The 12,308-nt window shown below is 69.3% G+C and carries 15 protein-coding genes and 1 riboswitch; of the genes, 7 read left to right on the top strand and 8 right to left on the bottom strand.

What is annotated here, in order from left to right; all coding sequences use genetic code 11:
* Positions 1-71: 71 nt before the first annotated feature.
* The 4 genes from thiE to ACQEVY_RS35080 form a co-directional block, all read right to left on the bottom strand.
* The gene (thiE, locus tag ACQEVY_RS35095; RefSeq protein WP_432953401.1) at positions 72-722 is read right to left on the bottom strand and encodes a thiamine phosphate synthase; all 651 of its coding nucleotides are present in this window, start codon (positions 720-722) and stop codon (positions 72-74) included.
* Positions 723-800: 78 nt separating this feature from the next.
* Complete coding sequence (locus ACQEVY_RS35090) at positions 801-1,166, bottom strand: Rv2175c family DNA-binding protein (protein ID WP_053671919.1); 366 nt, start codon at positions 1,164-1,166, stop codon at positions 801-803.
* Between the two features lie 115 nt (positions 1,167-1,281).
* Positions 1,282-2,520, bottom strand: coding sequence for an NAD(P)/FAD-dependent oxidoreductase (locus tag ACQEVY_RS35085; protein ID WP_432953399.1), 1,239 nt, complete (start codon positions 2,518-2,520; stop codon positions 1,282-1,284).
* Between the two features lie 88 nt (positions 2,521-2,608).
* Positions 2,609-2,956: a hypothetical protein gene (locus ACQEVY_RS35080; protein WP_432953397.1), complete on the bottom strand. Its 348-nt coding sequence runs from the start codon at positions 2,954-2,956 to the stop codon at positions 2,609-2,611.
* Between the two features lie 52 nt (positions 2,957-3,008).
* A riboswitch (TPP riboswitch) is annotated at positions 3,009-3,122 on the top strand.
* On the opposite strand from ACQEVY_RS35080, the gene thiO reads away from it, so the two are divergent.
* The 5 genes from thiO to ACQEVY_RS35055 all read left to right on the top strand — a co-directional run bounded on the left by thiO (position 3,120) and on the right by ACQEVY_RS35055 (position 8,652).
* Positions 3,120-4,325: a glycine oxidase ThiO gene (thiO, locus tag ACQEVY_RS35075; protein ID WP_432953395.1), complete on the top strand. Its 1,206-nt coding sequence runs from the start codon at positions 3,120-3,122 to the stop codon at positions 4,323-4,325. (Overlaps the previous riboswitch by 3 nt.)
* A 26-nt stretch (positions 4,326-4,351) precedes the next feature.
* Entirely contained in the window at positions 4,352-4,552 is a 201-nt protein-coding gene (gene thiS, locus ACQEVY_RS35070) for a sulfur carrier protein ThiS (RefSeq protein WP_432955576.1), read from the top strand.
* Positions 4,553-4,555: 3 nt separating this feature from the next.
* The gene (locus ACQEVY_RS35065; protein ID WP_432953394.1) at positions 4,556-5,350 is read left to right on the top strand and encodes a thiazole synthase; all 795 of its coding nucleotides are present in this window, start codon (positions 4,556-4,558) and stop codon (positions 5,348-5,350) included.
* Positions 5,351-5,773: 423 nt separating this feature from the next.
* On the top strand, positions 5,774-7,714 hold the full coding sequence (gene pknB / locus ACQEVY_RS35060; RefSeq protein WP_432953392.1) for a Stk1 family PASTA domain-containing Ser/Thr kinase: 1,941 nt from the start codon (positions 5,774-5,776) through the stop codon (positions 7,712-7,714).
* Between the two features lie 68 nt (positions 7,715-7,782).
* Positions 7,783-8,652: a deoxyribonuclease IV gene (locus ACQEVY_RS35055; protein ID WP_432953391.1), complete on the top strand. Its 870-nt coding sequence runs from the start codon at positions 7,783-7,785 to the stop codon at positions 8,650-8,652.
* Positions 8,653-8,667: 15 nt separating this feature from the next.
* Here the strand turns inward: ACQEVY_RS35055 and ACQEVY_RS35050 are convergent, their stop codons facing one another.
* Together ACQEVY_RS35050 and ACQEVY_RS35045 are read right to left on the bottom strand one after the other, a co-directional pair.
* On the bottom strand, positions 8,668-8,943 hold the full coding sequence (locus tag ACQEVY_RS35050) for a hypothetical protein (RefSeq protein ID WP_432953389.1): 276 nt from the start codon (positions 8,941-8,943) through the stop codon (positions 8,668-8,670).
* Positions 8,944-9,026: 83 nt separating this feature from the next.
* Positions 9,027-9,659 carry a sulfite oxidase-like oxidoreductase gene (locus ACQEVY_RS35045; RefSeq protein ID WP_328772249.1) on the bottom strand — a complete coding sequence of 211 codons (633 nt, stop codon included), beginning with the start codon at positions 9,657-9,659 and terminating at the stop codon, positions 9,027-9,029.
* A gap of 154 nt (positions 9,660-9,813) precedes the next feature.
* Between ACQEVY_RS35045 and bfr the strand changes: the two genes are divergently transcribed.
* Entirely contained in the window at positions 9,814-10,293 is a 480-nt protein-coding gene (bfr, locus tag ACQEVY_RS35040) for a bacterioferritin (RefSeq protein WP_432953387.1), read from the top strand.
* A 28-nt stretch (positions 10,294-10,321) separates the two neighbouring features.
* Here the strand turns inward: bfr and ACQEVY_RS35035 are convergent, their stop codons facing one another.
* Both ACQEVY_RS35035 and ACQEVY_RS35030 read right to left on the bottom strand, forming a co-directional pair.
* The gene (locus tag ACQEVY_RS35035) at positions 10,322-10,561 is read right to left on the bottom strand and encodes a (2Fe-2S)-binding protein (RefSeq protein WP_432953385.1); all 240 of its coding nucleotides are present in this window, start codon (positions 10,559-10,561) and stop codon (positions 10,322-10,324) included.
* A 173-nt stretch (positions 10,562-10,734) separates the two neighbouring features.
* Positions 10,735-12,090, bottom strand: a complete 1,356-nt coding sequence (locus tag ACQEVY_RS35030; RefSeq protein ID WP_432953383.1) for a class II 3-deoxy-7-phosphoheptulonate synthase — start codon at positions 12,088-12,090, stop codon at positions 10,735-10,737.
* Positions 12,091-12,190: 100 nt separating this feature from the next.
* On the opposite strand from ACQEVY_RS35030, the gene ACQEVY_RS35025 reads away from it, so the two are divergent.
* A complete protein-coding gene (locus ACQEVY_RS35025; RefSeq protein WP_432953381.1) occupies positions 12,191-12,289 on the top strand; it encodes a trp operon leader peptide in 99 nt (32 codons plus the stop codon).
* Positions 12,290-12,308 lie beyond the last annotated feature (19 nt).

Here is a 12,308-nt window from a genome sequence, read left to right as displayed (position 1 = left end):
CCCCCAACCAGACAATGAAAATTGCCCGGTTTGTCGGTCAATTGTCCATGCCTCGGACAACTATCGGACAACTAACCGTGACGCAATCGTTTCGAGAACTCCCTAGCCGCCGCGCCCGGATCATCGGCTTCCGTGATCGCCCGTACGACGACGACGCGGCGGGCGCCCGCTTCGAGGACCTCGTCGAGGTTGCCCAGGTCGATGCCGCCGATGGCGAACCAGGGGCGGTCGGTGCCGAGCGCGGCCGTGTACCGGACGAGGTCCAGGCCGGGAGCGTGGCGGCCCGGCTTGGTGGGCGTCGGCCAGCAGGGGCCCGTACAGAAGTAGTCCACGCCCTCCTGGACGGCGGCGGCTGCGGCCTCCGGCCCGGCGTGTGTGGAGCGGCCGATGAGGATCTTGTCGCCGAGGATCGCGCGGGCGGCGGGGACGGGGAGGTCGCCCTGTCCCAGGTGCAGCACGTCGGCGTCCGCCGCGTGGGCTACGTCCGCGCGGTCGTTCACCGCGAGCAGCTTGCCGTGCCGTGCGCAGGCCTCGGCGAACACCTGGAGGTGCTCCAGCTCCTCGGCGGCCTCCATGCCCTTGTCGCGCAGCTGCACTATGTCGACGCCGCCCGCGAGGACCGCGTCCAGGAACTCGGCGAGGTCGCCCTGACGCTTCCGGGCGTCCGTGCAGAGGTAGACGCGGGCGTCGGCGAGCCGCGCGCGTGCGGTGGCTTCGGGCATGCGGAAATCCCCCGTTGTCGGTGGCGTACGGGCCCTGCCGTGCAGGGCACGGCCCGTACGCCGGACGGTGTGTTCAGGTCAGACGGCGAGCGCCTGGGCGCGGCGCTTCACCTCCGTACCGCGGTTCTCGCTGAGGGCCTGCGCGGGGGTGCCGGGCAGGCTCGGGTCCGGGGTGAAGAGCCACTCCAGCATCTCTTCGTCCGTGAAGCCGTCGTCCCTCAGGAGCGTCAGGGTGCCGGACAGGCCCTTGACGACCTTGTCCCCGTCGATGAAGGCGGCGGGAACGTGCAGCGCTCGGTTCTCACCACGGCGTACGGCGATGAGCTGGCCTTCCTTGACCAGCTGCCGCACACGGGTCACCTCGACGCCGAGCTGTTCGGCGATGTCGGGGAGGGTGAGCCAGGCGGGGACGAGAGCATCGATTTTTGCGTCAATCTCGGTCACGGGATTAAGCGTGCCATCCCGGACTGACAGTCGGAAGTCGTGGCCGCCCAGCCTGGGCCGTTCGCTGGACCCCACAGCGTGCGCCGCCCGGGCCGCGGGTCCGGATTCCGGCTGTCTACGCGGTTGCCGATTTCGCCGATTTCAGCGGCCGGGACGGGTCCGACAGCAACTCAGGATTCATCAGTACCCCGGCCTCGATCAGCTTGCGTCCCTGCGCCAGATCCCGGGGCCGTCCCACCGCGAGCACGGCGACCAGCCGGTTCTCCCGGAGCCAGCACACCGACCAGGCCGGGCCCGTCGGGTCGCCGCGCCAGATCGTGGCGTCCGCGCGCGCGTGGTGACCCGCGTACTGGACGAAGCGGCCGAACTGCTCGGACCAGAAGTACGGCACGGGGTCGTAGGCGGCGGGCGTCTCGCCGATGATGTTCGCCGCGACCGTACGGGGCCCCTGGAGGGCGTTGTCCCAGTGGTGGACCAGGAGACGCTCGCCGTACCTGCGCGAGGGGAAGGAGGCGCAGTCGCCGACCGCGTACACGTCCGGGGCTGAGGTGCGCAGATGGTCGTCCGCGACCACTTCGCGATGGGCGCCGAGCTCGATCCCGGACCCGGTCAGCCAGGCGGTGGCGGGCCGTGCCCCGATGCCGACGACGACGGCGCCGGCGGGCAGCCGCGAGCCGTCGTCCAGTACGACCGCGCCCGGCTCGACCTGCTCCACGCGCGCGTGGGTGCGCAGCGAGGCGCCGCTGTCCGCGTACCAGGCGGCCATCGGAGCGGCCACCTCGGCGGGCAGCGCGCCGGCCAGCGGCCGGTCGGCGGCCTCGACGACGGTCACCGCACACCCGGCCTCGCGCGCCGCCGTCGCGAACTCGGCGCCGATCCAGCCCGCACCGACGACCACGATGTCGTGCTGCCGGGCGAGCACGGGCCGCAGCCGCTCGGCGTCGTCCAGGGTGCGCAGCAGATGCACGCCCGGTACGCCCTCCGCGCCCGGCAGCCGCATCGGTTCCGCGCCCGTCGCGATGACCAGGACGTCGTACGGAACGGGGCCCGCGGCCGTGTCGAGTCCATGCTCGAAGGGGCGTACGCCGGTCACCTCGAGCCCCAGGCGCAGCTCGATGCCCAGGGCCTCGAAGTCGACGTCGAAGGCGGAGCCCTCGGCCGTGCCGAGCAGGATGGCCTTGGAGAGCGGCGGGCGGTCGTACGGCTGGTGCGGCTCCGCGCCGATCAGCGTCACGGTGCCGGTGAAACCCTGTTCCCGCAGGGCGACCGCGGTCTGCACACCGGCCATGCCCGCACCGGCGATCACGACACGTCGTCGCGCCGTCCGGCTCCGTTCCCGCGTCTGCTCGTTCACTCGATCACCATAGTCAACTGACGTTGCGTCAGTCAGCGGGAGCGATCAGTGACGTCCTGCACAGCCGTCATGCCGTCCCGCGCAGCCGTCAGCGGTCGTCGGCGAGCTGCTCCACCACGCTCGTTCCGCTGCCTTCCTGCGACTCCCACTCCCAGGTCTCCTCCAGGCGTACGCGCCCGTCGGCGAGCTCGGCCACCTGGGACACACAGTGCCCCGAGGAAGTGCTGCCGTCCCGCTTCAGCTGCACGTACCGGAAGTCGAGGCGGTCACCTTCACGCGTACCCACGAGGTGGCCTCGTACGACGTCGCCGCCCTCGTACTCGGCCCAGATCTCGCCGTCCTTCTCGTGGTACGTGAAGCGGGTGCGCGTACCGACCTGACCTGGGGCTTGGTCCGCGACCGGGGCGAGAACGAGACCGTCGAGCGAGCGGGCCATGGCGTACGGCTCCCTTACTGAGCTACGACACGAAGAGTTAGGGTGGCCAACGTAGAGCACTCGCGGGAGTCCGGACGCACCGGGCTGAGAGGGAGGCTGGGACGGCCTCCGACCGTACGAACCTGATCCGGGTCATGCCGGCGAAGGGAGGGGCTGGACGCCCATGTCGCGTACATCGGTCGCATCGCACGCATCGTCGAGCACATCCGACACATCTGCCACATCTGACGTCCTGATCGTCGGGGGCGGAATCATCGGCCTGGTGACGGCCTGGCGGGCCGCACAGCGCGGCTTCACCACCGCACTCGTGGACCCAGACCCCGGCGGCGGAGCGGCCCAGGTGGCCGCCGGAATGCTGGCCGCCGTCACCGAGCTCCACTACGGCGAGCAGACCCTGCTCGGCCTCAATCTCGCGTCGGCCCGGCGTTATCCGGAGTTCGCCGCCGAGCTCACCGAGGCGACTGGCCTGGACCTCGGCTATCGCCAGTGCGGTGCGCTCGCCGTCGCGCTGGACGCCGACGACCGCGCCCATCTGCGCGAACTGCACGCGCTGCAAGTCCAGTCGGGTCTGGAGTCGGAGTGGCTGAGCGGGCGCGAGTGCCGGCGCCTGGAACCGATGCTCGCGCCGGGCGTGCGCGGGGGGCTCCGGGTCGACGGCGACCATCAGATCGATCCGCGGCGGCTCGCCAAGGCGCTGGTCGCGGCGTGCGAGCGAGCTGGAGTGGTCTTCCACCGGGTCTGGGCGGAACGGCTCCGGGTCGCGGGTGACCGGGCCACCGGGGTCGTCACCACCGACGGGACCGAGTTGGCCGCGGGCCAGGTCGTCCTCGCCGGGGGCAGCCTCAGCGGGCGGCTCGCGGGCGTTCCCGACGCCGTGCTGCCGCCCGTACGGCCGGTGAAGGGCCAGGTGCTGCGGCTGACCGTGCCGAAGCGGTACGCGCCCTTCCTGAGCCGCACGGTGCGGGCCGTCGTCCGGGGCAGCCATGTGTACCTGGTGCCGCGCGAGAGCGGTGAGCTGGTCGTCGGCGCTACGAGTGAGGAGCTGGGCTGGGACACCACGGTGACCGCGGGCGGCGTGTACGAACTGCTACGCGACGCCCACGAGTTGGTCCCCGGCATCACCGAACTCCCGCTCACCGAGACCCGCGCGGGACTGCGCCCCGGCTCCCCCGACAACGCGCCCCTGCTCGGGCCGACGGAGCTGGACGGCCTGCTCCTGGCCACCGGTCACTACCGCAACGGCGTCCTGCTCACCCCCGTCACGGGCGACGCCATGGCGCACCTGCTGACCACCGGTGAACTCCCGGAGGAGGCACGCGCATTCACGCCCAAGCGATTCAGCACGGCCCGCGCGGAGCAGCCCGTATGAACGCCTTCGTCAGGGACACCTTCACCATGAACGTCTTCGTCAACGGTGAGCGGCAGGAGATCGCCGCCGGCACCGCACTCGACGCGCTGGTCGCCACCCTCACCGCGGCGCCCTCCGGAGTCGCCGCCGCCCTCAACGAAACCGTCGTCCCGCGCGCGCAGTGGCCGGACACACGCCTCTCCGAGGGAGACCGCATCGAAGTCCTCACCGCCGTCCAAGGAGGCTGAGCCATGGCCGACGATCCGTTCCTCATCGGCGGTACGTCCTTCACGTCCCGTCTCATCATGGGCACCGGTGGGGCGCCCAGCCTCGATGTGCTGGAGCGCTCGCTTGTCGCGTCCGGCACGGAGTTGACGACGGTGGCCATGCGGCGCGTAAACGCTTCCGTACAGGGGTCGGTGCTGTCTGTGCTGGAGCGGCTGGGGATTCGGGTGCTGCCGAACACGGCCGGGTGTTACACCGCCGGGGAGGCTGTGCTGACCGCCCGGCTGGCTCGGGAAGCGCTGGGTACCTCGCTGGTGAAGCTGGAGGTCATCGCTGATGAGCGGACCTTGCTGCCGGATCCGATTGAGTTGCTGGACGCGGCGGAGATTCTCGTTGATGACGGGTTCACTGTGTTGCCTTATACGAACGATGATCCCGTTCTGGCGCGGAAGCTGGAGGATGTGGGGTGTGCGGCGATCATGCCGCTCGGGTCGCCCATCGGGTCGGGACTGGGGATTCGGAATCCGCACAACTTCCAGTTGATCGTGGAGCACGCGCGCGTGCCGGTCATTTTGGATGCGGGGGCGGGTACGGCATCTGATGCCGCGCTTGCGATGGAGTTGGGGTGTGCGGGGGTGATGCTTGCTTCTGCCGTTACTCGGGCTCAGGAGCCGGTGCTTATGGCTGAGGCCATGAAGCATGCGGTGGAGGCGGGGCGGTTGGCTCGGCTTGCGGGGCGGATTCCTCGGCGGCATTTTGCTGAGGCGTCGTCTCCTGCGGAGGGGTTGGCGCGGTTGGATCCGGAGCGGCCTGCGTTCTGAGCGGGCGCGGGTGTGGGTGGGGGGGTTTCTTCCCCGTACCCGCCCCTTCCCGAAACTGGGGGCTGCGCCCCCAGGCCCCGCTGCTGCCTCCGGCGGGTGGGGGCGGGCCTGCCGGGCGCGGGGTGGGGCGTGGGCGGGTGGGGCGCCTACCGGGCTGGTGGGTTGGGGTTTGTGGGCGACTGCGGGCCCTCCGTGGCTTGTCGCGCCCACGCGGCGGAGCCGCATATCGACACAGCCCCGCGCCCCTTACGGGGCGCGTTTCAGCCACCCGCCTCGATGCGGTTGCTCCCCTCGCGCCGTTGATCCCGGTGTGGCCTGTGATCCCCGTGTGACCTGCGATCTCGTCACAGCTCGGCTGCAGTCCGGATCCGAATCTTCACCGATCACGCGGCGTTGACAGTGTCGGCTCGTACACTCACCTGCGTGGATACGACCCTTCAGGACCCGTTGGTCGGTCAGGTGCTCGACGGCCGGTACCGCATCGACGCGCGCATCGCGGTCGGTGGGATGGCCACGGTCTATCGGGCCGTGGACACCCGCCTGGACCGCGTGCTCGCACTCAAGGTGATGCATCCCGGACTGGCCGCGGACGCCACGTTCGTGGACCGGTTCATCCGCGAGGCCAAGTCGGTGGCCAGACTCGCGCACCCCAATGTGGTGCAGGTTTTCGACCAGGGGACCGACGGGCCGTACGTCTACCTGGCCATGGAGTACGTCGCCGGGTGCACCCTGAGGGACGTACTGCACGAGCGCGGGGCCCTGCAGCCGCGGGCGGCGCTCGACATCCTGGAGCCGGTGCTCGCCGCGCTCGGCGGTGCGCACCGCGCCGGGTTCGTGCACCGTGACATGAAGCCGGAGAACGTCCTCATAGGGGACGACGGCCGGGTCAAGGTGGCCGATTTCGGCCTGGTACGGGCTGTGGACACGGTCACCAACACGACCGGGTCCGTGCTCGGCACGGTGTCGTATCTGGCCCCGGAGCAGATAGAACACGGCACGGCCGATCCACGCGTCGACGTGTACGCCTGCGGGATCGTCCTCTACGAGATGCTGACCGGCGACCGGCCGCACCTCGCGGACTCGCCCGCCGCGGTGCTCTACAAGCACCTCCACGAGGACGTACCGCCGCCGTCGGCGGAAGTGCCGGGCCTGGCCTACGAGCTCGACCAACTGGTCGCGTCGGCGACCGCCCGCGCCGCGGACGTACGTCCGCACGACGCGGTGGCCCTGCTCGCACAGGTCCGGGACGCACGCGGCAGGCTGACCGCCGAGCAGCTGGACGCGTGGCCGCCGCAGGCGCTCACCGAGGACCACGACATCGGCGAGGACCGTACGAGCGTGATCCCGCGCGCGCTGTCCATGCCGCGGCCGCTTCCCGTGAACGAGGACGGCGGCGATCGCGGGTTCCAGCACACGAGCGTCCTTCAGACCCCGCCCCCAGACGCCCCTTCGCGTCGCCGTGCCCGTGCCCCGTTCCCGCGGCGCGGTGTGCTCGCGATCGTCGCGGCCATGCTGCTGGTCCTCGGGCTCGGTGCGGGTGTCTGGTACATCAACTCCGGCCAGTTCACGAAGGTCCCGCCGCTGCTCGCGATGACCGAGGCGAAGGCCAAGGACCGGCTCGCAAGCGCCGGGCTCGATGTCGGGCCGGTCGAGCGCGAGTACAGCGACACCGTCGAGCGCGGCACGGTCATCAGCAGCGACCCCAAGGCGGGCGCCCGGATCCGTGACAACGACCCGGTGTCGCTGACGATCTCCAGGGGCCCGAAGAACGTACGGGTGCCCAATGTGGAGGGCTACACGCTGGACAAGGCACGGGCACGGCTGAAGGAGGAGGGCCTGAAGGCGGGCATGATCACCAGGGCCTTCAGCGACGAGGTCACCTTCGGCTTTGTGATCAGTACGGAGCCGGGTGCGGGCACCACGCGCCGCGCGGGCTCCGCCATCGCGCTCACCGTCAGCAAGGGCAGCCCGGTGGATGTGCCGGATGTCACGGGCGACGAGCTTGCCGACGCGCGGCAGGAGCTCGAGGACGCGGGCCTGAAGGTCGAGATCGCCCCTCAGCAGATCAACTCCGAGTTCGAGGCGGGCCTGGTCGCCCAGCAGTCGCCGTCCCCGGAACGGCAGTTGGGCGAGGGCGACACCGTCACGCTGACCATCTCCAAGGGCCCGAAGCAGATCGAGGTCCCGGACGTCGTGGGCGACAAGGTCGACGACGCCAGGCGGGAGCTGGAGGGCGCCGGCTTCAAGGTCAAGGAGGACCGGGGCTTCCTCGGGCTCTTCGGTGGGGACACGGTCAAGGGGCAGTCGGTGGCCGGTGGCGAGACGGCGCCGGAGGGCTCAGAGATCACCATCGAGATCGAGTGACGGGGGTCGGCCACGGCTGACCGGCATCCGCCGAGGGGGCGCGCGGGGCGCCATGGCACCCTGAACGGGTGAGCACTCCGCAGTCCCGCAACCCCGTCGGCAGCCATGTCCCCGTGGCCGGCGGCCTCGCCTCCGTAGGTCTGTCGTACGCGCGTGATCTGGGCGCCGAGACCGTCCAGGTCTTCGTCGCCAACCCGCGCGGCTGGGCGACTCCGCCGGGGAATCCGCGGCAGGACGAGGAGTTCCTTGCGGCCTGTGCGGCGGGGTCGATCCCCGCGTACGTCCACGCGCCCTATCTGATCAACCTCGGCTCGCACACCGAAGCGACCCTGGAGCGATCCGTGGAGTCGCTGCGGCACTCACTGCGGCGCGGGCGCGCGATCGGGGCGCGGGGAGTCGTCGTCCACACCGGTTCGGCGACCGGCGGCCGGACGCGGGCGGTCGCGCTGCAGCAGGTACGCGAGCATCTGCTGCCGCTCCTCGACGAGCTGACCCACGACGACGACCCGGACCTGCTCATCGAGTCGACCGCGGGCCAGGGCGCGTCCCTGTGCTCCCGGACCTGGGACTTCGGCCCGTACTTCGAGGCGCTCGACGCCCACCCGAAGCTCGGCGTCTGCCTGGACACCTGCCACATCTTCGCCGCAGGCCACGACCTCACCGGCCCCACCGGCACACACCAAACCCTCGACCTACTGGTGAACACGATCGGCGAGGGCCGCCTGAAACTGATCCACGCCAACGACTCCCAGGCCGTGGTCGGCGCCCACAAGGACCGTCACGCGAATATCGGCGCCGGCCACATCGGCGAGGATCCCTTCCGCGCCCTGATGACCCACCCCGCCACTGAGGGCGTACCCCTGATCATCGAAACCCCCGGCGGCAAGGAGGGTCACGCGGCGGACGTGGAGCGGCTCAAAAAGCTCCGGGACGGCTGAGGGCTACGCGCCGGGTCAGTCCTCCGTCTCGAAGAGCACGTGTGACGTGTCGACGAGGTGGACCACGAGCACGATCAGCAGACCGTCGCTGATGACGTATTCGATTGCCATGGAGTGGGTCAGCGCGAGCGAGCGGGTGTTCTCGTCATCCGAGATGGCTGCGGAGATCTTGGTACGGGGATCCATGGCCACTATGGCCAGGCCGCGCTGGAGTACCTCAAGGCGGTCCTCCGGCAGGCTGTCACGGACCCGTGCCGCAGCCTCCGAGAAGATCACGTTGAACACGGCCATGGAGGGCTCCCTGCACAGTTGTCGTGGTAACCGCCCATGAGCCTACCGCCGCGGCCAGAACGACAGCACTCGCCTGCGGGAGCTCAGAGCTCGGGCCCGTCCCCCGGCTCTTCCTGGTACGAGTAGCGCTGTTCGCGCCAGGGGTCGCCGATGTTGTGGTAGCCGCGTTCTTCCCAGAAGCCTCGGCGGTCGGCTGTCATGTATTCGATGCCGCGGACCCACTTGGGGCCCTTCCAGGCGTACAGGTGGGGCACCACCAGGCGCAGGGGGAAGCCGTGTTCCGCGGTGAGGAGTTCGCCGTCCTTGTGGGTGGCGAAGATCGTGCGCTCGGCGGCGAAGTCGGTGAGGCGGAGGTTCGAGCTGAAGCCGTATTCCGCCCAGACCATGACATGCGTGACGGTGGCTGCGGGCGGGGCGATTTCCAGGAGCGTACGGGCCGGGACGCCGCCCCATTCGGCTCCGAGCATGCTGAACTTCGTCACGCAGTGCAGGTCGGCCACGACGGTGGTATACGGCAGGGCCGAGAATTCCTCGTGGTTCCAGCAGTGCTTCTCGCCGTCGGCGGTGGCGCCGAAGACCCTGAACTCCCAGCGTTCGGGCCGGAACTTGGGGACGGGTCCGTAGTGCGTAACCGGCCAGCCACGCTGCAGTCGCTGCCCCGGCGGAAGCTCCGACTGCGCCGCATCTCCAGATTCTCGCTCCACCGGCTGACCCATGCCTCCATCCTGACAGACCAGAGTCGGTGCAGATGACCAGGCCTGTCCCGATTCGGGCATCTGCTACTAAGCCTGCACTTACTGGACGGTCTCAGAAGCCGGTGGAATCATGCGGCGCATCTGGCCTGTTCCCCGCGTGGAAGGAGCCTCTGCAATGCAGGGCGACCCCGAGGTCCTCGAATTCCTCAATGAGCAGTTGACCGCCGAACTGACCGCGATCAACCAGTACTTCCTGCACGCGAAAATGCAGGAGAACTTCGGCTGGACAAAGCTCGCGAAATACACCCGGGCCGAGTCCTTCGACGAGATGAAGCACGCGGAGACCCTCACCGACCGGATCCTCTTTCTGGAAGGCCTGCCGAACTACCAGCGGCTCTTCCACGTCCGGGTCGGACAGACGGTCACCGAGATGTTCAAGGCCGACCGGCAGGTCGAAGTCGAGGCGATCGACCGCCTCAGGCGCGGTATCGAGGTGATGCGGAACAAGGGCGACATCACCTCGGCGAACATCTTCGAGTCGATCCTCAAGGACGAGGAGCATCACATCGATTACCTGGACACCCAGCTGGAACTGGTGGAGAAACTCGGCGAGGCCCTCTACATCGCCCAGCTCATCGAACAGCCGGACAGCTGAGCAGCCGCCCACCTATGCGGCTTCACGCCTACGCGGCTTCGTCCAGCTCCGACACCCCGGCGAGCGCGGACCGCGCCTGATCGGCGACCTCATCGCGGAACGCGCCCCGGCCCAACAGTGCCTGAATGCGTCGTACGCAGGAACCGCAGTCGGTGCCCGCCTTGCAGGCCGACGCGATCTGGCGAGGCGTGCAAGCACCGGCTTCCGCGTGCTGCCTCACCTGTGCCTCGGTGACACCGAAGCAGTTGCAGACGTACACGCGGTTCACCACCCGACGGGAGAAAAGCGGGACAGACAGGTCGCGCCATCCCGACTTATCGGCAGATTTATCGGTGAGGCAAACCTAACCTTACCCGGCAGGGGTGCATCGTAAAAGTGGGATGGGGCGTGGATCGTATGTGATCCACGCCCCATCGCATGCCCTGTGCACCCACCGGACCGCTACTGGTCGCGGTACATCTCCGCCACCAGGAACGCCAGATCCAGGGACTGGCTGCGGTTCAGCCGCGGGTCGCAGGCCGTCTCGTAACGCTGGTGCAGATCGTCGACGAAGATCTCGTCGCCGCCGCCCACACACTCGGTGACATCGTCACCGGTCAGCTCCACGTGGATGCCGCCCGGGTGCGTACCCAGCTCCTTGTGAACCTCGAAGAAGCCCTTGACCTCGTCGAGTACGTCGTCGAAGCGGCGGGTCTTGTGCCCGGACGCCGCCTCGAAGGTGTTGCCGTGCATCGGGTCGGTCACCCAGGCCACGGTCGCGCCCGAGGCGGTGACCTTCTCGACCAGCTCGGGCAGCTTGTCGCGGACCTTGTCGGCGCCCATACGGACGACGAAGGTCAGCCGGCCCGGCTCACGCTCCGGGTCGAGACGCTCGATGTACTGCAGCGCGTCCTCGGCCGTCGTCGTCGGACCCAGCTTGATGCCCAGCGGGTTGCGGATCTTCGAGGCGAACTCGATGTGCGCGCCGTCCATCTGCCGGGTGCGCTCACCGATCCACACCATGTGGGCCGAGACGTCGTACAGCTGCCCCGTACGGGAATCGACCCTGGTCAGCGCCGATTCGTAGTCGAGCAGCAGCGCCTCGTGCGAGGAGTAGAACTCGACGGTCTTGAACTCCTCCGGGTCGGCCCCGCAGGCGTGCATGAAGTTCAGGGCCTGGTCGATCTCGCGCGCCAGCTGCTCATAGCGCTGCCCGGAGGGGGACGACTTCACGAAGTCCTGGTTCCAGGCGTGTACCTGGCGCAGGTCGGCGTAGCCGCCGGTGGTGAAGGCGCGCACCAGGTTCAGCGTGGAGGCGGAGGCGTGGTACATCCGCTTCAGGCGCTCGGGGTCCGGGATGCGGGCGGCCTCGGTGAACTCGAAGCCGTTGACGGAGTCGCCGCGGTAGGTCGGCAGGGTCACGCCGTCGCGGGTCTCGGTCGGCTTGGAGCGCGGCTTGGAGTACTGGCCGGCGATACGGCCGACCTTGACGACCGGCACGGAGGCCGCGTACGTGAGGACGGCGCCCATCTGAAGCAGCGTCTTCAACTTGGCCCGAATCTGCTCGGCGCCGACGCCGTCGAAGCTCTCCGCGCAGTCGCCGCCCTGCAGGAGGAACGCCTCGCCCCTGGCGACGGCTCCCATCCGGGCGCGCAGCTGGTCGCACTCGCCCGCGAAGACGAGGGGCGGATAGCTCGCCAGCTCGGCGATCACTTCGCGCAGGGCCTCGGCATCGGGGTAGTCGGGCTGCTGCGCCGCGGGCAGGTCTCGCCAGGTCGCTTGCGCAGCGACGGCTTGGGTATCAGCGTTCACGGTCACCCACTAAACATTACGGGGTCGTGTCGAGCGATTTTCGTCCGGTTCGACTGGTGAGACAAAGCCTGAAGGCAGCGGACTGCGCCCGCGACCGGGCCCCGGCATGGGCTTCGTATGGGATAAGGTGCCGCACATGTTCGCGCACTCGACCAAGACCCAGAACCAGAACTGGTGGTGGACCGCTCACCCGGCGGCCCACTGACTGCGCGTACGCAAGACTT

Origin of the sequence: Streptomyces sp. CA-288835, assembly GCF_050936385.1 — a bacterium.
In the GTDB taxonomy this organism is placed as follows: domain Bacteria; phylum Actinomycetota; class Actinomycetes; order Streptomycetales; family Streptomycetaceae; genus Streptomyces.
The sequence above is the reverse complement of the archived record's forward strand: the minus strand, read 5'-3'. Positions and strand labels throughout refer to the sequence as shown.

Coding starts and splice junctions, on each gene's coding strand:
- thiE (WP_432953401.1), bottom strand. CDS start 722: ATGCCCGAAGCCACCGCACGCGCGCGGCTCGCCGACGCCCGCGTCTAC.
- ACQEVY_RS35080 (WP_432953397.1), bottom strand. CDS start 2,956: ATGGCCCGCTCGCTCGACGGTCTCGTTCTCGCCCCGGTCGCGGACCAA.
- thiO (WP_432953395.1), top strand. CDS start 3,120: ATGTCGCGTACATCGGTCGCATCGCACGCATCGTCGAGCACATCCGAC.
- thiS (WP_432955576.1), top strand. CDS start 4,352: ATGAACGTCTTCGTCAACGGTGAGCGGCAGGAGATCGCCGCCGGCACC.
- ACQEVY_RS35065 (WP_432953394.1), top strand. CDS start 4,556: ATGGCCGACGATCCGTTCCTCATCGGCGGTACGTCCTTCACGTCCCGT.
- ACQEVY_RS35050 (WP_432953389.1), bottom strand. CDS start 8,943: ATGGCCGTGTTCAACGTGATCTTCTCGGAGGCTGCGGCACGGGTCCGT.
- ACQEVY_RS35045 (WP_328772249.1), bottom strand. CDS start 9,659: ATGGGTCAGCCGGTGGAGCGAGAATCTGGAGATGCGGCGCAGTCGGAG.
- bfr (WP_432953387.1), top strand. CDS start 9,814: ATGCAGGGCGACCCCGAGGTCCTCGAATTCCTCAATGAGCAGTTGACC.
- ACQEVY_RS35025 (WP_432953381.1), top strand. CDS start 12,191: ATGGGCTTCGTATGGGATAAGGTGCCGCACATGTTCGCGCACTCGACC.